This window comes from Pseudomonas sp. R1-15, assembly GCF_051132085.1.
Taxonomy (GTDB): Bacteria; Pseudomonadota; Gammaproteobacteria; order Pseudomonadales; family Pseudomonadaceae; genus Aquipseudomonas.
In genome coordinates, this window is record NZ_CP071660.1 from 1,882,140 (window position 1) to 1,905,736 (window position 23,597).

Consider the following 23,597-nt stretch of genomic DNA (forward strand, 5'->3'; position numbering starts at 1 on the left):
CAACGGCACTGGCTGGAGGCGGGCGAGCGTGAGCGGCAACTGGCCTATTGGGTCCAGACCCTCGGTGACGAACAACCGGTGCTTGAACTGCCGTTTGATCATCCGCGCCCACCGGTGCAGAGCTTTCGTGGCGCGCGCCTGGATTTGACCCTGAGCGCGGAACTGGCCACCGCGCTCAAGCAGCTGGCCCAGCGTGAAGGCGCCAGCCTGTTCATGGTCTTGCTGGCCTCGTTCCAGGCGCTGCTGCACCGCTACAGCGGCCAGCCGCAGATCCGCGTGGGCGTGCCGACTGCCAACCGCAACCGGGTCGAGACCGAAGGGCTCATCGGCTTTTTCGTCAACACCCAGGTACTCAGTGCCAACGTCGATGGGCAACTGCCGTTTGATCAGTTGCTCGCCCAGGTCAAGCAATCGGCCATGGCGGCCCAGGCCCATCAGGACTTGCCATTCGAGCAATTGATCGAGGCCCTGCAACCTGAGCGCAGCCTCAGCCACAGCCCGATCTTCCAGGTCATGTTCAACCACCAGAACGCCGGCGCCACTCGAAGCCGGCAGATGCACCTGCCGCAGCTGCGGGTCGAGGATCTGGTATGGGAAGGGCGTACCGCCCAGTTCGACTTGACCCTGGGCACCTATGAGACCGAGCAGGGCATCGCTGCGGAACTGACCTACGCCACCGACCTGTTCGACGCGCAGACCATCGAGCGCCTGGCCGGGCACTGGCAGACCCTGCTGCACGGCATCGTCGATGCGCCACGCCAGCGTATCGGCGAACTGCCGCTGCTCGACCTGGCGCAACAGCAACTCACGCAGCAGCAATGGCTGCGGGTCGCCGACCACACTGACGAAGCCGTTTGCGTGCACCAGCGCATCGCCGAACAGGTGCGCCGCAACCCCGAGGCGCTGGCGCTGACCATCGACGACCAGGCCCTGAGCTACGCACAACTGGACGCGCGCGCCAACCAATTGGCCCATCGCCTGATCGACCTGGGCGTGATGCCCGGCCAGTTGGCGGGCATCGCGGTCGAGCGCAGCGTCGAGATGATTGTCGGCCTGCTGGCGATCCTCAAGGCTGGCGCCGCCTATGTGCCGCTGGATCCGGCGTACCCCGAGGATCGCCTGGCCTACATGATCGAGGACAGCGGCATCGAACTGCTGCTGACCCAGGCCCGTTTGCAGGCGCGCTTGCCGATCCCGCCAAGTCTTCGGACTCTGTTGCTGGACCAGCCGGACGCCGCACTGCAAGCAGCCCCGCAAACCTGCCCGGTGGTGCCGCTGACTGGCGAACACCTGGCCTACGTCATCTACACCTCCGGTTCCACCGGCAAGCCCAAGGGCGTGATGGTGCGCCATGGCGCCCTGAGCAATTTCATCCACAGCATGATCGCCGAGCCGGGTCTCGTGCCCGGCGACCGCATGCTGTCATTGACGACGTTCTCTTTCGATATTTTCGGCCTGGAAATCTACGGACCTCTGTCAGCCGGGGCCGGCGTGGTGCTGACCGGCCAGAACCTGCACCAGGACCCGCAAGCGGTGCTGGCGCTGATCGAACAACACGCTGTCAGCGTGCTGCAAGCGACGCCGTCGAGCTGGCGCATGTTGATCGATCATGAGCAGGCTTCGCTGCTGGCCGGGCGGACCTTCCTCTGCGGCGGCGAAGCGTTGCCGCTGGAACTGGCGCAGCGCTTGCTGGCGCTCTCGCCGAACGTCTGGAACCTCTACGGCCCGACCGAAACCACCATCTGGTCGGCGCTGCATCCGTTGGGCCTGGAGCGCGACCGTCCGTTCCTCGGTAAACCGCTGGACAACACCGCGCTGTACATCGTTGGCAGCGACCTGACCCTCAACCCGCCCGGTGCGCCGGGGGAGCTGCTGATCGGGGGCGCCGGCCTGGCCCGTGGTTATTTCCAGCGTCCGGCGCTGACCGCCGAACGCTTCGTGCCGGACCCGTTTTCCGCCACGGGCGAGCGCCTGTACCGCACCGGCGACCTGTGCCGTTATCGCGCCGAAGGCGTGGTCGAGTACCTCGGCCGGATCGACCATCAAGTGAAGATCCGCGGCCTGCGTATCGAGCTGGGGGAAATCGAAGCCGCGCTGCTGGCCCAGGACCGCGTGCGCGAAACCGTGGTGGTGGCCCACGAAGGCCCGACCGGCGCGCAATTGGTGGCCTACGTGGTGCCCGCCAGCGGCGCAGTGCCGGAGCCGGACGCGCTGTTGCGCACCGCACTCAAGGCGGCCCTCAAGGCGCAGTTGCCGGAATACATGGTGCCGGCGCACCTGTTGTTCCTGGCACAACTGCCGCTGACGCCCAACGGCAAGATCGATCGCAAGGCCTTGCCGGCGCCCGAGGCCAGCGATTTGCAGCAGGCCTACGTGGCGCCGCGCAGCGAGGTCGAGCAACAGGTCGCGGCAATCTGGCAGGACGTGCTCAAGCTTGAACGCGTGGGGCTGGAAGACAATTTCTTCGAACTGGGCGGGCATTCGCTGCTGGTGACCCAAGTGGTCTCGCGGGTCCGTCGGGTGCTCGGCATCGAAGTGCCGCTGCGCAGCCTGTTCGAACACAGCACGTTGCAGGCGTTCGTCGCCGCCTTCGATACCACGACAGGCGAACAGGCCCCGGCCATGACGCCGGTGCCTCGCGATGCGCCGTTGCCGTTGTCCTTTGCCCAGGAGCGCCAGTGGTTCCTCTGGAGAATGGACCCCGACGGCGCCGCCTACAACATCCCCACCGCGTTGCGGATGCGCGGCGCATTGGACAAGGGCGCGCTGCGCAAGAGCTTTGCCGCACTGGTCCAGCGCCACGAAAGCTTGCGCACCGCATTCGTGGAAGAGGATGGACGCACTGGCCAGGTCATTTGTGAGCAGGGCGAAGTCGACTATATCGAGGAGCGTCTGGAAGGGCGTGATATCCAGGCCTTCCTCGAACAGCAGACGCAACGCCCGTTCGATCTGCTGAACGACGCGCTGCTACGCGTGGCGCTGTTGGAAGTGGCCGAGGAGGATCACCTGCTGGTGCTGACGCTGCATCACATTGTCTCCGACGGCTGGTCGTTACAGGTGATGGTCGATGACCTGATGAGCCTGTACTCGGCTTTCGTCCAGGGTCAATCGGCACAACTGCCGCCATTGGCGGTGCAATACGCCGACTACGCGGTCTGGCAGCGGCAATGGATGGCGGCCGGTGAACGCGACCGCCAACTGGCCTATTGGTCGGCGCAACTGGGCGGCGAACAGCCGCTGCTGGAACTGCCCACCGACCACCCGCGCCCAGCGCAACAAAGCCTGCGCGGGGCACGCCTGCCGATCGTGCTGGATCGCGCCTTGAGCGATGACCTCAAGGCCCTGGCCCGGCAAGAAAACGTCACCCTGTTCGTGCTGTTGCTCGGCTCGTTCCAGGCATTGCTGCATCGCTACAGCAGCCAGGCCGACATCCGCGTCGGCGTGCCGATCGCCAACCGCCAGCGACTGGAAACCGAGCGCTTGATCGGGTTCTTCGTCAACACCCAGGTCCTGCGCAGCGAGTTCTCCGGCGACCTGACCGGCGCCGCTTTGCTGCAACAGCTCAAGCAGACGGCCATGGCCGCGCAGATGCACCAGGACCTGCCCTTCGAGCAACTGGTAGATGCCCTGCAGCCGCAGCGCAACCTGAGCCACAGCCCGCTGTTCCAGGCGATGTTCAACCACCGCAACGAAACCGCCTCGGTGTTTGCCAAGGCCTTGCCGGGGCTCGACGTCGAACCCGTAGGCTGGACGCAGCGCACCGCGCAATTCGACCTGAGCCTGGACACCGTCGAAAGTCCCCAGGGCCTGCACGCTGCCCTGACCTACGCCACCGACCTGTTCGAGCCGGCGACCATCGAACGCATGGCCGGGCATTGGCTCAACCTGTTGCGCAGCCTGGTGCAGGACCTGCACCGCCCGGTGGCGCAATGGTCGCTGCTGGACGAGGACGAGCGTCGGCACATGCTCATCGACTGGAACGCGACGGCGCGGCAATACCCGCTCGACCGCAGCGTCCAGGCGCTGATCGAGGAGCAGGTGCGCCGGACCCCGGATGCGCCTGCATTGGTCTTTGGCGGGCAGCGCCTGAGCTACCGCGAACTCAACGCCCGGGCCAACCGCTTGGCCCATCGCTTGATCGACCTGGGCGTCGGCCCCGATGTGCTGGTGGGCATCGCCGTGGAACGTTCGGTGGAGATGGTGCTCGGGCTGTTGGCGATCCTCAAGGCCGGTGGCGCCTACGTGCCGTTGGACCCTGAGTACCCGCAGGATCGCCTGGCCTATATGTTCGAAGACAGCGGCATCGGTCTGCTGCTGACCCAGCAACACCTGCTTGATGCTTTGCCGATTCCGCAAGGACTGCGCAGTCTGCTACTGGACCTGCCCGCTGAGGAGTCGCATGTCAGTCGTGAGGAGAATCCCGACGTCAAGGTGCACGGCGAAAACCTGGCCTATGTCATCTATACCTCCGGTTCCACCGGCAAGCCCAAGGGTGCGGGCAATCGCCATTGCGCCCTGGTCAACCGGCTGTGCTGGATGCAGCAGGCCTATGGCCTCGATGCGACTGACAGTGTGTTGCAGAAAACGCCGTTCAGTTTCGACGTCTCGGTGTGGGAATTCTTCTGGCCGCTGCTGACCGGTTCGACGCTGGTGGTCGCCGCGCCGGGGGCCCATCGTGACCCGGCGCAACTGATCGAGCTGATCACGGCGCAGCGCATCACCACGCTGCACTTCGTACCGTCGATGCTCCAGGCGTTCGTGCAGGACCCGCGGGTAGCCGAATGCACCAGCCTCAAGCGGATCGTCTGCAGCGGTGAAGCGCTGCCGGTGGATGCCCAGCAGCAGGTGTTCGCCAAACTGCCGGATGCCAGCCTGTACAACCTCTACGGCCCGACCGAGGCGGCCATCGACGTGACCCACTGGACCTGCGTCGAGGAGGGCCGCGACAGCGTGCCGATCGGACAGCCGATCGCCAACCTCGGCACCTACATTCTCGACGATGAGCTGTCGCCGGTACCGGTCGGGGTGATCGGCGAGCTGTACCTGGCGGGCGAAGGGCTGGCGCGCGGTTACCATCGGCGCGCGGCGTTGACCGCCGAACGGTTCGTCACCGCGCCGTTCGACGCTGGCCAGCGCTTGTATCGCACCGGCGACCTGGCGCGTTATCGGGCTGATGGCGTGATCGAATACGCCGGCCGAATGGACCATCAAGTGAAAATCCGTGGCTTGCGCATCGAGTTGGGCGAAATCGAAGCGCGTCTGGCCGAACACGAGGCGGTACGCGAAACCGTGGTCCTGGCCCAGGACGGCACGTTGCTGGTGGCCTACGTGGTGCCGGCGCGCGCCGAGCTGCTGGTCGCCGATGACGCCGTTCGCCAGGCGCTGCAAGTGCGCCTCAGGGAACATCTGAGTCAGTCCTTGCCCGACTACATGGTGCCGCAACACTGGGTGTGGCTGGAGAAAATGCCGGTCAGCCCCAACGGCAAGCTTGAGCGCAAGGCCCTGCCGAAGGCCGATCCGAGCGCCAGTGCGAAGAGCTACAGTGCCCCGGTCAGCGCCGTGGAAAACACTTTGGCCGCGATCTGGCAAAGCGTGCTCGGGCGCGAACGCGTAGGGCGGACCGACAATTTCTTCGAGCTGGGCGGCGATTCGATCATTTCCATCCAGGTGGTGAGTCGCGCCCGTCAGGCCGGGATTCATTTCAGTCCCAAGGACCTGTTCCTGCACCAGACCATCCAGGGCCTCGCCGGGGTGGCAACGACCGGAGACAACGGGCCGGTGATCGATCAGGGCCCGGTGGTGGGGCAGACGGTATTGCTGCCGTTCCAGCAGTTGTTTTTCGAACAGGCCATGGCCGAGCCTCATCATTGGAACCAGTCGGTGTTGCTCAAGAGCTTGCGCGCCGTGGATGCCGCGCATCTGGAGCAGGCGTTGCAGGCTCTGGTCGAGCATCACGATGCGTTGCGCCTGGCCTTCGTCTGCGAGGCGGGCACCTGGACCGCGCGCCACACTACCCTGGCCGAACAGCGCACGCTCTGGCAGCGCTCGCCGCTGTTGTGGACCGCCGAGGTGGCCGATGCGCCGGCCCTTGAACGCCTGGCCGAACAAGCCCAACGCAGCCTCGACCTGCAAGATGGCGCGCTGCTGCGCGGAGTGCTGGCGAGCCTGGCCGACGGCAGCCAGCGACTGCTGCTGGTGATCCATCACCTGGTGGTGGACGGCGTGTCCTGGCGTGTACTGCTGGAGGACCTGCAACAGGCGTACGAGCAGTTGCAGGCCGGCCAGACGCCAGCGTTGCCGGCCAAGACCACGGCTGCGCAGACCTGGGCGCAACGGTTGCAGGCGCATGCCGGCAGCGCGACGTTGCAGTCCCAGCTGAAGTATTGGCAAGAGCAACTGCAAGGCGCCGGTCATGACTTGCCTTGCGACCATCCAGAGGGCGATTTGCGCAGGTGCCACGCGACCCAGGTCCAGACGCGGCTGGACAAGGACCAGACGCGACGCCTGTTGCAGCAAGCGCCGGCGGCTTATCGCACCCAGGTCAACGATCTGCTGCTGACGGCCCTGGCCCGGGTGATCGGCCGCTGGACTTCCCAGGCCTCGACCTTGATTCAGCTGGAGGGCCATGGCCGTGAGGCGCTGTTCGAGGATGTGGACCTGAGCCGCAGCGTCGGTTGGTTCACCAGCCTGTTCCCGGTGCGCCTGGCCCCGACGGCCACCACCGAAGGTTCGATCAAGGCGATCAAGGAGCAACTGCGGGCGATCCCAGACAAAGGGCTCGGCTTCGGCGTGTTGCGTTACCTGGGCGATGAACCGACGCGGCGCACCCTCGCGGCGCTGCCCGTGCCGCGCATCACATTCAACTATCTGGGCCAGTTCGACAGCGGCTTTGCCGACGACGCCGAGGGCCTGTTTGTCCCGGCCAGCGAATCGGCGGGCGCGGCGCAGAGCTCGTTGGCGCCGCTGGACAACTGGCTGACGCTCAACGGCAGCGTCTATGCCGGCGAGTTGAGCATCGACTGGACGTTCAGCTCGCAAATGTTCGATGAAGCGACGATCCAGGCGCTGGCCGAGGATTACGCTGGGGAATTGCAGGCATTGATCGACCACTGTTGCGAGCCGCGGCACCACGGGTTCACGCCGTCGGACTTCCCCCTGGCCGGATTGCAACAGCAACAGTTGGACGCCTTGCCGCTGGTGGCGCGCGACGTGGAGGACATCTATCCGCTGTCGCCGATGCAGCAGGGCATGCTGTTCCACACGCTGTACGAGCAGCAGGCCGGCCACTACATCAACCAGATGCGCGTGGATGTCGAAGGGCTGGACGTCGAGCGCTTCCGCCAGGCCTGGCAAGCGGCGACCGATGCCCACGACGTGCTGCGCAGCGGTTTTGTTTGGGAGGGTGATTTCAAGCGTGCAGTGCAGGTGGTGCACAAGCGCGTAGCGGTCGCGTTACAGCTGGATGACGCACGTACGCAGGCTGACCTGCCTGAGCACCTGAACACCCTCGCAACGGCCCAGCGCGAGCAAGGTTTTGCCCTGGATGCGGCGCCGTTGTTGCGGTTGGTGGTGGTGCGCGTGGCGCAGGAGCGTTATCACTTGATCTATACCAGCCATCACATCCTGATGGACGGCTGGAGCAATTCGCAGTTGCTCGGCGAAGTGCTGCAACGCTACAGCGGCCAACCCGTTGCGGTGTCCGGCAGCCGCTACCGCGACTACATCGCCTGGCTGCAACGCCAGGACGCGGCGGCCAGCGAAACGTTCTGGAAACCGGCGCTGCAACAGCTGGAGACGCCGACACGATTGGCCGATGCGGTGGCCAAACCGGCCGAGATGGGCAGCGGTTACGGCGATCACGTCCACGTGCTGGACGAAGCGTCGACCCGTCGCCTGGAAGCTTTCGCCCGCGCGTCGAAAGTCACCGTCAACACGCTGGTGCAAGCGGCGTGGCTGCTGCTGTTGCAGCGCTACACCGGTCGAGAAACGGTAGCCTTCGGCGCAACCGTGGCCGGGCGTCCGGTGGATTTGCCCGGCATCGAGCAGCAGATCGGTCTGTTCATCAACACCTTGCCGGTGATCGCCAGCCCTCGGGCCGAGCAGACCTTGGCCGGCTGGCTGCAAGCGGTGCAGGCGCAGAACCTGGCCCTGCGCGAGTTCGAGCACACCGCGTTGCTGGATATCCAGCGCTGGGCCGGGCAGGGCGGCGACGCGCTGTTCGACAGCCTGCTGGTGTTCGAGAACTACCCGATTGCCCAAGCGCTGGAGCAGGGCGCGCCGGACGGCTTGCGTTTTGGTTCGCCGGTGACTCAGGAGCAGACCAATTACCCATTGACGCTGCTGGTGGGGTTGGAGCGGCAGTTGTCAGTGCACATGAGTTATCAACGGGCGAGCTTTGCTCCGGATACGGTTGAGCGGCTGGCGGCGCATCTGGCGCAGTTGCTCGGGCAGATGACTACTCAAGGCGAGCGCTGCCTGGGTGAACTGTCGATGCTGGAATTCGATGAGCATCAACGTTTGACCCATGACTGGAACCCGGTCGATGCGCCGTTCGAACAGGACCTGTGCATCCACCAACTGATCGCCCGCCAAGCGCAATCCACTCCTGACGCATTGGCGGTCACCTTCGCCAACAGGCGCCTGAGCTACTGCGAACTCGACGGCCGCGCCAATCGCCTGGCCCACAAGCTCATCGAACTGGGCGTCGGCCCGGAGGTGCGGGTGGGCGTGGCGATGCCGCGTTCTGAGCAATTGCTGATCGCCTTGCTGGCGGTGCTCAAGGCCGGCGGCGCGTACGTGCCGCTGGACCCGGATTACCCGGCCGAACGCGTGGCCTACATGCTTGGGGACAGTCGCGCGCGGGTGTTGTTGACCGAGCAGGCGGTGGCGCAGACGTTGACGGTTCCGGCTGGAACCGAAGTGCTGATGCTGGACCGGATTGAGTTGAGCTCATATCCCTTCAACGCACCGGGCACAACGGTCACCCCAGACAACCTCGCCTACGTCATCTACACCTCCGGTTCCACCGGCAAACCCAAGGGTGTGGCCATCGCCCACCGAAACGTCTTGGCGCTGATCGACTGGTCCAGAACCGTCTACAACCGCGACGACATCCAGGGCGTCCTGGCGTCGACCTCGGTGTGCTTCGACCTGTCGGTGTGGGAGCTGTTTGTCACCCTCGCCAACGGCGGTTCGCTGATCATCGCCCGCAACGCCCTGGAACTGCCGCACCTGCCCGCCCGCGATCAGGTACGCCTGATCAACAGCGTGCCTTCGGCGATCGCCGCGTTGCAGCGCAGCGGCGAGATCCCGCACAGCGTGCGCATCATCAATCTGGCCGGAGAGCCGCTGAAGCAGAGTCTGGTGGATGCCCTCTACCCGACACCCAAAACCTGTGGGAGCGAGCCTGCTCGCGAAGGCGTCCCGTCAGTCACCCCATCATTGATTGACCCAGCTCTTTCGCGAGCAGGCTCGCTCCCACAGGTAAGTGTGGGGGTTGAGCATGTTTATGACCTGTACGGCCCCTCGGAAGACACCACCTATTCCACCTGGACCCGCCGCACCGCCGGCGGCACGGCAAACATCGGTCGCCCGCTCAAGCACACCTCCAGTTACCTGCTGGACGCCAACCTGCAACCGGTGCCGCAAGGCGTCTCGGCGGAGCTGTACCTGAGCGGCGCGGGCATCACCCGGGGTTACCTCGGGCGCGCGGCGATGACCGCCGAGAAATACGTGCCGAACCCGTTCTCGACGACAGGCGAACGCCTGTATCGCACCGGTGACCTGTGCCGCTATCGCGCCGATGGCGTGCTCGAATACCAGGGCCGACTCGACCATCAAGTGAAGATCCGCGGCTTCCGCATCGAGCTGGGGGAAATCGAGGCGCGGCTGTTGCAGCAAGCCGAGGTAAGCGACGTCGCCGTGCTGGCCCAGGAAGGGCCGGGCGGGCAGCAGTTGGTGGCTTACGTGGTTGCTTCGACCGACGCGAATACTCTGCGCGATCAACTCAAGGCCAATCTCAAGGCGCACCTGCCCGACTACATGATCCCGGCCCACTGGCTGTTCCTCGATCACCTGCCACTGACCCCCAACGGCAAGCTCGACCGCAAGGCCTTGCCGAGCATCGAAACCGGGTCTTCACAGGGCGGTTACGAGGCGCCGGCCAACGAGCTGGAGCACCGGATCGCCGGCATCTGGCAAGAAGTGCTGGAAGTGGAACAGGTCGGGCGCAACGACCATTTCTTCGAGCGCGGCGGTCACTCCTTGCTGGCGACGCAGGCCGTATCCCGGCTGCGAAAGCTCACGCGTTATCCGCTGAGCCTGCGCGACCTGTTCGACCATCCGCAACTCAAGGCACTGGCGGCACTGATGAGCGAGACCGGCGACGGCGCGGAGCGGGCCGGCGATTCCAGCCAGGTCCGACTCAAGGCCCATGGGCCACGGCAATCGGCACCGCTGTCGCTGGTGCAGCGACGGTTGTGGATCGCCGAGCAGCTGGCCGGCGGCACCTCCGCCTATGGCATGCCCATGGCGCTGCGGTTGTGCGGCGAGTTGTCCGTCGAGCGGCTGATGAGCAGCTTTGCCGAAGTGACACGCCGTCACGCCGTGCTGCGCACCGCGTATGTTCAGGATGACGAAGGCGATCCGCTGGCGCTGATTGCCGATGAGGTCCGGCTGGATTTCCCGCTGGTCGATCTGTCCCAGTTGTCGCCCGGTGCCCGGCAGGAGCAAGTGGCCCAGGCGATCCTGGACAACGCCAGTACCCCGATTGACCTGGAGCAGGCGCCATTGCTGCGCGGGCGGATCCTGCGCCTGGGGCCGACCGAACACGTGTTGTTGTACGCCATGCACCACATCATTTCCGATGGCTGGTCGATGGGGCTGTTGATCAATGAACTGGTGCAGATCTACGAAGCGTCCCTGCGCGGCGAGCCCATGCCGCTGGCGCCGCTGGAGGTCCAGTACCACGACTTCGCCTTGTGGCAGCAGGCGCTGGAAGACCAAGGCGTGCTGGCGCGCCAGGGCGATTATTGGAAGCAGCGGCTCGACGGTTACCACGGGCGTCTTGATTTGCCTTTGGACAATCCACGCGGCCAGACGGCCTCTTATGAGGGCGATGCGCTGCAGTTCGAGCTGCCTGCCGGGCTGAGCGCGGCGTTGCGCCGGGTGTCGAGCGCGGCCGGCGTCACGCTGTACAGCACGTTGCTGGCGTCGTTCCAGGTGTTGTTGCATCGCCTCTGCGACGCGCAGGATCTTGTCGTCGGCGCTGACGTGGCCGGGCGCGAACAACCCGAGCTGGAGCGCTTGATCGGCTTCTTCGTCAACGTCCTGCCGTTGCGTTCGCGCTTTGCCGCCGATGTCGGCTTCAACCGGTTCCTGGCGCAGACCCAGGACCATCTGCTCGGCGCGCTGGAGCATCAGGACCTGCCGTTCGACCAGATCGTCGAGGCCGCGGGCGTGCCGCGGCACAAGGGCATGAACCCGTTGTTGCAGGTGCTGTTCGTGATGAACAACGTGCCGGTGCGCACCCGTTCCATGGCCGGCTTGAGCGTCGAGTTCCTGCCGGCGCTGCAGAACCATTCTAAATTCGACATGGCATTGTTCGTTGACGAAGAAGAAGGGCAGTTGCGCGGTAATTGGCAATTCGCCACAAGCTTGTTCGGACATGAGCGCATCCAGTACCTGATCCGGGCCTGGACGGCCCTGTTGGAACAGATCGTCGCTGATCAGGACATTCAATTGGGAGCTATCAGCATGCCAGTCGACAACGTGGCGACAGCCGCCACGCCTGCCAACGTCCCGGGGCCCAAGGCCGACAAACTGGGCAAGTTTCTCAAGCGTTCGGCGACCCCGGCCGCGCGGCCGCGTCCGGCGTTGGTGCGCGAATCGCTGGTGGCGGCGCCCCAGCGTTTCCCGCTGATGCTGGAGCCTGGCGAGCCGCACCTGGACGTCATCGAGTGGATCCGGCAGAACCGGCCGTTGATCGAGCAGAAGCTGGCCGAGCACGCCGGCATCCTCTTCCGTGGCTTCGAACTGGACGGTATCCAGGGCTTCGAAGCGTTCGCCGAAGCGATCCAGCCGGGGCTGTACGGCCAGTACGGCGACCTGCCGAAGAAGGAAGGCGGCAAGAACACCTACCGGTCCACGCCGTACCCGGAACGCAAGATGATCCTGTTTCACAACGAGAGCTCCCACCAGGACCGCTGGCCGCGCAAGCAGATGTTCTATTGCGAGCAGGCCGCACCCGTGGGCGGCGCGACCCCGGTGGTGGATTGCCGCCTGATGTACGAAAAGCTGCCGACGGACCTTCGCGAGAAGTTCGAAGACAAGGGTTTGCTGTACGTGCGCACCTTCACCGACAAACTCGACGTGTCGTGGCAGCACTTCTTCAAGACCGAGGATCGCCTTGAAGTGGAGGCCCGCTGCCGGGCTGGCGGCATCCAGTGGCGCTGGCTCGATAACGATGAACTGCAGACCCGCACGCCGGGGCCGGCGATCATCACGCACCCGATCACCGGGGAAAAATCCTTCTTCAACCAGGTGCAGCTGCATCACATCCATTGGCTGGAGCCGGACGTGCGCCAGGACCTGTTGTCGATGTACGGCCTGGAGCGCATGCCCCGGCACGTGTACTACGGCGACGGCACGCCGATCGAAGACGAGGTGATGGCGCGTATCGGTGAGTTGTACGAAGCCTGCGCGGTGCGTTTCGACTGGCAGAAAGGTGACGTGATCCTGTTGGACAACATGCTCGTGGCCCACGCCCGCGACCCGTACGAGGGGCCGCGCAAGATCGTCGTCGCCATGGGCGATATGTACGACCACGCCAGCCTGGAGCGTCCAGCGGGCGCCGGGCGATCGGTCCGTGGCGCATTCAATACCGAGGAAAGCGGAGCATGAACGAGGTGACGATGGACACGCAGGAAGCGGGTTTTGCCCTGACGCCCGAACAGCAACGGGCACTTGAGCAACTGTCGGGCACGGTGACCTGTGGCGAGGCCTTGCGTTGGCTGAATGTGGTCATTGACGATGATCTCGACCCGCAGCGATTGCAGGTCGCCTTCGACACGCTGGTGGCGCAGCAACCGATGTTGCTGGCGCGACTGACCAAGCTCGGCGGTTTCCACGGTTTGCGTCAGGTGGCCCATGCGGGACGTTTCCCACTGACGATACAGGCCAGCGAACAACCGGCCGAGGAAGTCCGGGCGCAGATCAGCGAGACGCTTGGCCGGGCTTTTGTGCTTGGCGAATCGGCCAGCGTCCAGGCGGTGCTTTATCGTCTGGCGTCTCGGCAATGGCAATTGCTGCTGGGCGTCGCCCGCCACAGCGCTGATGCGCCGTCGATGAACCTGCTGCTTGAACAGCTACGGCAGGCTTACGCCGGCGATGGGGCGGAGGAAGAAGCGCCCGGTGAGTTTGCCCAATACCTGGAGTGGCGCAGCGAAGTGGTGCTGGATGAAGATGCCGGCACTGCAAGAAATTACTGGCAGCAGCATTTGCACGGCCTGCAGACGGCGATCGACACGCCGTGGCTGGCTGCGCGTCGTGCCGGTGGTGGAACAGCCGATGCGCAGATTTCGCTGATCTTCGAGCCGGCCCGACGCGATGCCTTGCAACGGTTGGCCGAGCAGCTCGGCCAACCGCTGGCGACGTTACTGCAAGGCGCTTGGTGGGCGCTGCTGGGACGCCTGGGTGGTCTTGAGCAGGCGCTGGTCGGCGTGCGCCACGACAGCCGTGGCGACTATGACTACTTCGCCAATGCCTTCGGCGTGTTCGAAAAGAACCTGCCGCTTTGCGTTCCATTGCCCGCCGACGCGCCGTTCAGCGAGTGGCTGGCGGAGCTGGCGACGCGTCTCGAAGCCCATCGCACCTGGCAGGAATACTGGACGCCGGAACTGGCGTCGGAGGCGGCGTATCCGGCCTATGGCTTCGCGATTGCCCCGGCAAATTCTGTTCGCAGCAGCGCTGGCCTGACGTGGGCGACTGAGCCCTTGCCTGGGCGGGATGCGTTCGAACTGCTGCTGCAGATTCAACTGGACGACACCCAACAGCTGGTTGCGGTCGACCTCTGCTACGCCCGCTCGGGTTATTCGCAGTCCGCGGTCCGCAGCGTGCTCGAACAATACGAGGTGCTGCTGGCCTCGATCCTCGTGGCTGCGCATACGCCACTGGCGCAGCTCAACTTGCTCGGCGACACCGAGGAGCAGCGTTTGCGGGCGATCAACCCGGCGATGCAGGCATTGGTGGATAACCGCTACCTGCCGCAGCGCATCGCCGAGCTGGCGCTGCAGACGCCGGACGCCATCGCCCTGAGCGAGGCTGGTCAATCGCTGAGCTACGGTCAGCTGAAAGATCAGGTCGAGCGCGTCGCGCAGGGCCTCATGGACCAAGGCCTGGGCGAAGGGTCGATTGTCGCCCTGGCCTTGCCGCGCTCGGCGGAACTGGTGACCGCGATGCTGGCGAGCTGGCGCATCGGCGCGGCTTATGTGCCGCTGGATATCCAGTGGCCCCAGGCCCGTCAGGCGTTGGTGCTGGAGCAGGCCGGTGCCGCTGTGTTGCTCACCGATGCAACACATTTGCCTGCCTGGCAGGCGCAGCCGTTCAGGGCGCTGGCAATCGCCGAGCTTGATCGTTCTTCAAACACGCCGTTGCCGGCCCTCACGACCAAGGGCAATGACATTGCCTATGTGCTGTTCACCTCAGGTTCCACCGGCGTGCCCAAGGGCGTGGTGATCGAGCATCGGCAATTGCTCAACTACACCGCCCAGGCCAGCCAGGCGTTGGGGCTGAGCCAGTGCAAACACGTCGCTTTGAGCTCTACCGTGGCGGCGGACCTGGGCAATACGGCGCTGTTTGGCGCGTTGTTCAATGGCGCGACCTTGCACGTGGCCAGTGATGAACAGATGCAGGACGGCGCGCTCTTTGCCGGGTTCCTGCGAGAACAACAGATCGACTGCCTGAAAATCGTGCCGTCGCACCTCGCGGCGTTGCTCGACAGTGAGCAGGCGATGCTGCCGCAGCTGCTGGTGCTTGGCGGCGAGCCGATTGCGCCGACGCTGGTCGAGCGTATCGCCCGGTTGCGCAGCGATTGCCGGGTGTTCAACCACTATGGGCCGACCGAAGCCACGGTCGGAGTGATGATCCATAGGTTGGCGCTGGATGGCGCTGCCGATGATTGTTCGGCACTGACCCAGGTGCTGGGCAATAACCAGGTCTACGTGCTGGACGCTGACAGGCGCCTGGCGCCGGTGGGCGTGCTGGGCGAGGTGTACCTGGGCGGTGCGCAGTTGTGCCGGGGCTATGTGAATGCCGAGGCGGACAAGCAGACGTTCATCCCGAGCCCGTTCGACCCGGCGCAGCGCCTGTATCGCACCGGCGACCTGGCGCGTTATCGCCCGGACGGCGGGATCCAGTTGCACGGTCGCCGCGATCAACAGGTCAAGGTGCGCGGGTTCCGCATCGAACTGGCGGAAATCGAGGCCGAGCTACTCCGTGTATCGCAGGTGGCCGAAGCGCTGGTATTGCCCGGCGAGCAGGGCTTGTTGGCATTTGTCGTGCCTCGGCAAGGCCTGTCTTCGGGCGTGCTCGACGCCGTGCGCGCCGAACTGAGCGCGCGCCTGCCCGGCGTGATGGTGCCGCAGCAGCTGCAACTGATCGAACGTTTCCCACGGCTGGCCAACGGCAAGATCGATCGCAAGGCGTTGCAGCAGTTGGCGGTCGTGATCAGCGATGAGGAGGATGCCGCGCCCCGCGATGCGCTGGAGCAACTGCTGGCCGCGCGCATGGCGCAATTGCTTGGGCTTGAACGATTGGGCATCGAGCGCGACTTCTTCGCCGCCGGCGGCCATTCGCTGCTGGTGATCAAGCTGGTGGCCGGCATTCGCAAGTTGTTGCAGTGCGACATCCATCCTGGGCTGGTCTTCGATCATCCGACCGTGGCGTCCCTGGCCATGGCCTTGCGAGCGGTGGAGGGCAGTCCGGGGCAACTGGAAAAAATCGCTCAGGTGCGTTTGCGCATGGAAGCGCTGAGCCCCGAGGAAAAGGCCCGGCTGACCGAACAGGCTCAACAGCTGCAAGCCGCCAAGGCCGCGCAAGGCCGCTGAATGGGAGACCGTTCCCACGCTCCGCGTAGGAACGATCGCTTCAATCAACAAGAGGCCGATGCCCGTTCGCATCGGCTTTTTTTTTGAGCTTTTGCGCGAATGATAAATAAACTCATTCCGGTTTTTCCCAGGTGCTGCGTCTTACTAAGGTATGCGGGCAAATCGGCTCGGGCAGGGCTGCCCAGGCGCCGGTTGTGTCCAGGAAAAATTTAGCTGTCGTCCAGTCGGATGACCGTACCCGGGGAGGGGTCGGTCAGCGGTACACCGTGCTGGCGAGCGGCAGGCCCTTCGGCCCCCATGGACTTTTCACTTCTACCAATAATAGAGAGCACGATGTCGGCAATTCATGAGTTGAAACCGCTGTTCAAGGCACTGGTCATGTCCCGCGGCCTGCGTTCGCGCCGGGTGTTGACGGGCCTGGGTCTGGTCTGCGTGTTGCCATTGAGCGCCCAGGTGATGGCTGAAAACGTCAGCATCAACATCCCTGCGCAACCGCTGCCGCAGGCATTAAAAGCGTTCGGCGAGCAGACCAACCAACAAGTGATCTATAACGCCGACGAACTGGCCGGCCTGAAAAGCAATCGCGTCAGCGGCAAGATGAGCCCGCAAGCGGCCATCGCCGAATTGCTCAAGGGCACCGGCGTGCGCCACAGCCTCGAGGGCAATACCCTGATGCTGGTAAAGGGCTCCGGCGCAGGCCTGGAACTGGGCGCGACCACCATCAACGCGCAGCAGCCGGAGGCCACCACCGAAGGCAGCAACTCGTACACCAGTAATGCCGTGACCATCGGCAAGGGCACTCATACCCTGAAGGAGATTCCGCAGTCGATCACGGTGATGACGCGCAAGCAGATGGATGACCAGAACCTTGTCAGCTTCAAGGACGCCGTCAACCAGACCACCGGCGTTGTCGGCCTGCAGGGCGTCGGCCAGGGCATGATCCTCTCGTCGCGCGGTTTCCAGATCGATGACTGGCAGTACGACGGTGTGCCGATCCCGCGTAACACCTACTCGCTGGGCAACTGGGCGACCCAGGACCTGATCTTCTTCGACCGCCTGGAAATCCTTCGTGGCGCGTCCGGCCTGCTGCAAGGCACCGGCAGCCCCGGCGGCGCCGTCAACCTGGTGCGCAAGCGTGGCCAGAGCGCCCCGACCGTGACCCTGACCGGCAAGGCCGGCTCCTGGGACCACTACGGCCTGCAACTGGACGCCGGCGGCCCGCTGAACGAGGCCGGCAACATCCGCGGTCGTATCGTCGCCGACGAAGACCAGAGCAATTCCTTCGTCGATCATGCCTGGAACAAGACCCACTCGCTCTACGGCTCGCTGGACATCGACCTGAGCGAAGACACCACCCTGGGCTTCGCGGCCAGCCAATCCAATGGCGAGTCGCGCGGCAACATCCGCGGCCTGCCACGCTACGCCGATGGCTCGATGCCGGACGTGTCGCGCTCGACCTACACCGGCGCGCGCTGGAACCGTTCCGATATCGACGTCACCACGCTGTACGCCGACCTGGAGCATCGCTTCAACGAGGATTGGGCGTTCAAGGTCGGTGCCGTGCAGATGACCGAAGACAACCAGGCGAAAAACCAGCGCACGCAAAGTCCTGGCGGCCTGCTGCCGGATGGCAGCCGCGTGCAATATGCCGACTTCGTCACCGACTTCCAGTCCACCAAGGTGGGTCTGGACATGAACCTGGTCGGCAAGTTCGAAGCCCTGTCGATGGAGCAGGAGGTCATGCTCGGCGGCAACTACTCCCAGCTGGAGACGGACGACAAATACGCCCGGACCTTCAACAGCAGCACCGACAATATCTTCGACCTCGACAACAACCGTCCGGACATCAGCTATGAGGGCCTGATCAACAGCCCGGGTGGCATGGGCACACTGAGCAAGTACGACATTCGCCAGAAAGGTATATACGGTACCTGGCGCGTCAAGCCGGTGGACGATCTGACGCTGATCCTCGGCTCCCGGGTCAGCTGGTATGACTTCAGCTACAAGTCGAAAACCGAACGGGCGGCCGGTATCACCCCCAACGCGCCGAGCACTGGAAGTGAGACGGGGGAGGTCACGCCATACGCCGGTATCGTCTACGATTTGAGTCGTGAGTGGGCGGTGTACGCCAGTTACACCGACGTGTTCCAGCCGCAGACCAACGTTGATGCCAACGGTTCCGTGCTCAAGCCCGTCATCGGCACCAACTATGAAGTGGGTCTTAAAGGTGAATTGATGGACGGTCGGGTCAATACTTCCCTGGCTGTCTTCCGCTACGACCATGAAAACCGTGCGGTTAATGACGGCGGTTCGGGATGTGGTGGCTTCGGTTGCTCGACAGCCTCGGGCAAGGTGCGTAGCCAGGGCATCGAGGCCGAGATCAGCGGTGAAGTGATAGACAACCTGCAGCTGTTCGCGGGCTACACCTACAACACCACCAAGTACTTGGAAGACCCGACCAACGAAGGCAGTGTCTTCAGTACCTGGACGCCGAAACACATGCTCCGGGTGTGGGGCAACTACCAGTTCACCGGTGACTGGAACCGTGTCAATGCCGGCCTGGGCTTCACCACTCAAAGCCATACGCAGGTCTTCGACCTCAACTATGACGTTCCGGGTTACACCGTGTGGAATGCCCGCGTCGGCTATCAGTTGACGCCGGAGATCGGGTTGGCGGTCAATGCCAACAACCTGTTCGACAAGACGTATATCACGCCGGCTTACAACCAGATCAACGGTAACAACAACTTCGGTGATCCGAGGAATCTGATGTTTACCGTGAAGTACACGCCGCAGTTTTGATTTTCGGCGGCAACAAAAAACCGACCCGCCTTTCGCGGGTCGGTTTTTATGGGGTTAATTTCGCTGGAAACGCAAACCCCGTGGCGAGGGAGCTTGCTCCCGCTGGGCTGCGCAGCAGCCCCCAAAACCATTCAGCACGGTATATCTGAGACGACAGCAGGGTATTTTTTACGACTGCTGCGCAGCCGAGCGGGAGCAAGCTCCCTCGCCACGGGGTTGTCTTTTCCTTGGGACAGCGGCTATTTGCTTGTGGGATGGAGGCCTGGGCACATTCGCCGTCGATGCAAGATGACCCAGCGCCTTCGCGAGCAGGCTCGCTCCCACACTGGATCTCCAGTGAATAAAAAAAACAGCGACACCACAGATCCCATGTGGGAGCGAGCTTGCTCGCGAAGAGGCCGGTCCATTCGACATCTTCTTCGACTGTGCCACCGCCTTCGCGAGCAGGCTCGCTCCCACGGTGGATCTCTAGTGAATATAAAACCCAGCGACACCACATAACCCATGTGGGGCTGGACACGTCACTGCCGAGTTATATCCCTTGCGCCACGCTCGTCAGTAACACCTCAACCAACGAATCAAGCAACCCCTCATCAAAGATCATGCCCCGATGGCGCAACGGAGAATGCACCGAGCACTGCAACTCGCCAGTCAAGCTATGTTCCCTGACCAACGCCTCGCAAAACGCCAGCTCTTGCGGTGTTTTCTCCGCCTCGGTCCACCAGCAGCTGGGACGTACCCGTACCGGCTTGAAAGTGAACCCTTCAAAGGCCTCCAGCAACCGGTCATGCACCGAAAACGCCTGGGCATTCATGACCTCTTCCTTGACGCTCTGCACGACCGACAGCAAGTCGCCTCGCTCAGGCTCGATCTGGCCGGCTGCCCACTCGTGGAAGGCCTTGACCGAGCTGTCAGGGTGTTCCCGTCGAAAGGCCGCGGTGCGTTCCGTAAGAGCAGGGAACAGCAGATCGAAATACTCGATGGCCTCATGCAGATCCTGCGAGGTCGGGTCGGTTTTTTCCTCCGCAAGCAGTTCCCGATGACGCGGTAACGTCGCGGGATACAGGTGCTCGGGAATCGTACTGTCCACCAGCCCCAGGAAACCCACCGTGTGACCCTGGCTTTCCAGGGTTGCCGCGATGTCCAGGGCAATCGCCCCGCCCAGGGACCATCCCATCAGGTAATACGGACCCTCTGGCTGAGCCGAGACGATTTCCTGGCTGTAGTCGGCAATCATCTGGTGCCAGGCCTCGGGGCCCGCATGGGGTTCGCTGAAGCCGCGGTGCATGACGCCGAAGGTGCGTGCGCGATTTTGCAGTTTGCGCGCCAGTGGCTGGTAGCAGAAGACGATGCCCCCGCTGGGGTGCAGGCAGAACAGCTGCGGTGCGCTGACGGGCGCGTTGTTCAGGGCGACGAGGCACTGCGTCTGCTCGCGGTGTTTTTGCGAAATGAACCGGGCCAGTTCGGCGATGCTCGGGTTGGCCAGCAGTTCTTGCAGGCGCACCGTGTGGTTCAGGCGTGCCTTGAGGTTGGCGATGAGCTCGATCGCCAGGATCGAATGCCCACCCAGCTCAAAAAAACTGTCGCTGATACCCACGCGCTCGACCTTCAGCGACTGTTGCCAGAGTTGCACCAGGGCCTGTTCCAACTGTGTGCGGGGCGCCACGTAGGTCGAATGCCGGAGGTCGGCGTCCGGTTCCGGCAAGGCCTTGCGATCGAGCTTGCCGTTGGCATTGAGGGGCAAGTGATCGATGAATAACAGATGGCTGGGCACCATGTAGTCCGGCATCTGCGTTTTCAGCGCAGTCAGCAGGCCTTCGCGCAACTCGGCCGAGGCCGGTTGCGTCGGGATGACGTAGGCGATCAATTGCAGGCCGCCCGGGCCTTCATGGGCCAACACCACGCAATCGCGGACCGCCGAGAGCATTTGCAGGCGCGCCTGGATCTCGCCCAACTCGATGCGGAAGCCGCGGATCTTGACCTGATGATCGAGGCGTCCGATGTATTCGATGCTGCCGTCGCAGAGGTAGCGGGCCAGGTCGCCGGTGCGGTACAGGCGTCCGCCCGGCAGTGGGTCGAACGGGTCTGGAATGAAACGGCTGGCGGTCAGGTCGGCGCGTTGGTGGTAACCGCGGGCCAGGCCCGCGCGACCGACATACAGCTCGCCGATGCAACCCTTGGGCACTGGGTTCAGGTGCGCATCGAGCAAATACCAGGACAGATCGACGATGGGCTCGCCGATGGGGCTGGCGGCCTCGCCATGCAAATCCTGCAACGACAGCGGCCGCCAGGTGACATGCACCGTGGTTTCGGTGATGCCGTACATGTTGATCAATTGTGGTGTCTGGTCGCCGAAACGTTCGAACCAGGGGCGCAGGCTCTGCACGTCAATCGCTTCACCGCCGAAAATCACTTGTCGCAAGCGGTGGACGAGCGTCTGTTGAGGGTCGCAGGCCACTTGCAGCAATGACTTGAATGCCGATGGGGTCTGGTTGAGCACCGTGACCTTTTCCTGGCAGAGGAGGGTGTAGAAATCCTCGGGCGAACGGCTTACGGCGTGGGGCACGATGACCAGTCGACCGCCATGCAGCAGGGCACCGAAGATCTCCCACACGGAAAAATCGAAGGCGTAGGAGTGAAACAGGCACCACACGTCCTGCTGGCCGAAACCGAACCAATGGTCGGTGGCCTGGAACAATCGGCTGACGTTGTGGTGCGCGAGCAGTGCGCCTTTGGGTTTGCCGGTGGAGCCGGAGGTGTAGATCACGTAGGCCAGGTTGTCCGGATCCATCGGCACGTGCGGATTGTGTTCGGGGTAGGTACTGACGGCATCGACCGGATCCAGTAACAGGCAGTCGACGCCGGCGGGCAGCGCCAGCGAATCAAGCAGGTGGGCCTCGGTCAGGATCTGCCTGACGCCGCTGTCCTCGATCATGTAGGCCAGGCGATCGGCCGGGTAGGCCGGGTCCAGCGGTACGTAGGCGCCGCCGGCCTTGAGAATCGCCAGCAGGCCGATGATCATCCGTGGCGTGCGTTCGACGGCGATGCCGACCAGTACGTCGGGCCCGACGCCTTGTTCGATCAAACGATGGGCCAATTGGTTGGCGTGTCGATTGAGCTCGGCATAGCTCATGTGCTGCCCTTCGAACGTCAGGGCTATCGCCTCTGCGGTGTTGGCGGCGTGGGTTTCGATCACCTGGTGCAGGCACTCTTCCTGGCGCAACCGGGTCGGCCGGCGGTTCCAGTCGTTCAGGGTCAGCCGCTGTTCATCGGCGCTCAACAATGGTAGCTCGCCGAGGGCGCAGCCGGGCGTTTCGATCAGGCCGCGCAGCAGGTTCTGCCAATGCTCGGCCATGCGCTCGATGGTTTGTGTGCGGTACAGGTCACGGCTGTATTCGAAGGTCGCCACGGTCTGCTGTTGTGAATAGTCGACATCCAGCGACACGTCGAACTTGGCCTGGTTTTCGCCGGTGTCGAGAAACTCCAGAATAAATTGCTCCGGACTTGGCAGCGACGCCGCCTGTGATCCGGTGCGCCAGTTGAATAGGACCTGAAACAGCGGGTTGGCGCCCAATTGATCGAGGATCAATTCCAGCGGGTAATCGGCATGCTCCAGCGCGGCGAGGGACTGCGCGCGCAGATCGCGGAGAAAATCCAGCGCGCTGCGGGTCGAGTCGATCCGCGCCCGATACACCTGGCTGCTGACAAAAAAACCTACCAGGTCCTGGCTTTCATGGTTGTTGCGGTTGGCGTTGGGAACGCCGACGGTGAAGTCGTTCTGGCGGCTGTAGCGGGCCAGCAGCAATTGCCAGGCACCCAGCGCTACCACGAACGGCGTCAGCCCCTGGCGTTGGCAGAACGTGTCGAGCGCCTGGACCATCGCCGGGGCCAGCGCCACCTGCACACGGCCGGCCATGTGTGTCTGGCTCGCGGTGCGCGCAAAGTCCTGTGGCAGTTCCAGTGCGGGCAGGTCGTGGCCCAGGTACTCGCTCCAGTATTCGCCGCCGCGCCGGCAGGCCAGGCTCTGCAAGTACTCGCCGCGTTGCCACGTCGCGTAGTCGGCGTATTGCAGGGGCAACGGCGGCAGCGGTGACGGATCGTCCAGTAAGCCCTGGGCATAGGCCTGGGTCATGTCCTGCATGAGGACCGTGTTGGACCAGGCATCGGACACGATGTGATGCATATTCAGCAACAGCACATGTTCCGCAGGGCTCAGCCTGAGCAGTGTGGCCCGCATCAGCGGCGCCTGGGTGAGATCGAACGGTTGCCGGGCGTGTTGCTCGATGCGCTGCGAAAGCGTCGGCTGTTCGAGCCCGGCAAGGTCTTCGCGATGCAGGACCAGGCAGGCGTTGCGCTCAACCACCTGGGTGGCGGCGCCGTCGATTTCGAGGAACGCGGTGCGGAGGATGTCGTGCCGGTCGATGACCCGATTCAGCGCTTGCTCCAGGGCAGCGGCATTCAGCTCGCCCGTCAGGCGCAGGGCACGTGGCAGGTTGTAGGCCGACCGGGTCGGGTCGCGCTGTTGTTCCAGCCACAAGCGTTGCTGGGCGAAAGACAAGGGCGCGCGGTCCAGCCGGCTGCGGTTGGACCGCGCGTGCAGATCGTCGGCGGCGTCATCGAGCAGCAGCGCCAGCAGATCATCATCTAGCAATTCGTTCATGGTGTTCTCGCGGTAGACAGCATTGCGTCGGG

At 63.9% G+C, this 23,597-nt stretch carries 4 protein-coding genes (1 of these 4 only partly in view); 3 read left to right on the forward strand and 1 reads right to left on the reverse strand.

The window, feature by feature from the left end; all coding sequences use genetic code 11:
- The 3 genes from J3P97_RS08585 to J3P97_RS08595 all read left to right on the forward strand — a co-directional run.
- Positions 1-12,900, forward strand: the 3' portion of a protein-coding gene (locus J3P97_RS08585) for a non-ribosomal peptide synthase/polyketide synthase (protein ID WP_434673913.1). 678 nt of this gene lie to the left of the window's left edge; only the last 12,900 of its 13,578 coding nucleotides appear in the window; its start codon lies off the left edge, out of view; it ends in the stop codon at positions 12,898-12,900.
- A complete protein-coding gene (locus tag J3P97_RS08590; protein WP_434673914.1) occupies positions 12,897-16,103 on the forward strand; it encodes a non-ribosomal peptide synthetase in 3,207 nt (1,068 codons plus the stop codon). Before J3P97_RS08585 ends, J3P97_RS08590 begins: the two co-directional genes overlap by 4 nt.
- Before the next feature lie 333 nt (positions 16,104-16,436).
- Positions 16,437-18,905, forward strand: coding sequence for a TonB-dependent siderophore receptor (locus J3P97_RS08595; protein WP_434673915.1), 2,469 nt, complete (start codon positions 16,437-16,439; stop codon positions 18,903-18,905).
- Positions 18,906-19,437: 532 nt separating this feature from the next.
- Here J3P97_RS08595 and J3P97_RS08600 read toward each other — a convergent pair.
- On the reverse strand, positions 19,438-23,565 hold the full coding sequence (locus J3P97_RS08600; protein ID WP_434673916.1) for an amino acid adenylation domain-containing protein: 4,128 nt from the start codon (positions 23,563-23,565) through the stop codon (positions 19,438-19,440).
- Positions 23,566-23,597: the final 32 nt, after the last annotated feature.

Bases quoted from the DNA above. Each gene is read 5' to 3' on its own strand.
- J3P97_RS08590 (WP_434673914.1), top strand. From the start codon at position 12,897: ATGAACGAGGTGACGATGGACACGCAGGAAGCGGGTTTTGCCCTGACG.
- J3P97_RS08595 (WP_434673915.1), top strand. From the start codon at position 16,437: ATGTCGGCAATTCATGAGTTGAAACCGCTGTTCAAGGCACTGGTCATG.
- J3P97_RS08600 (WP_434673916.1), bottom strand. From the start codon at position 23,565: ATGAACGAATTGCTAGATGATGATCTGCTGGCGCTGCTGCTCGATGAC.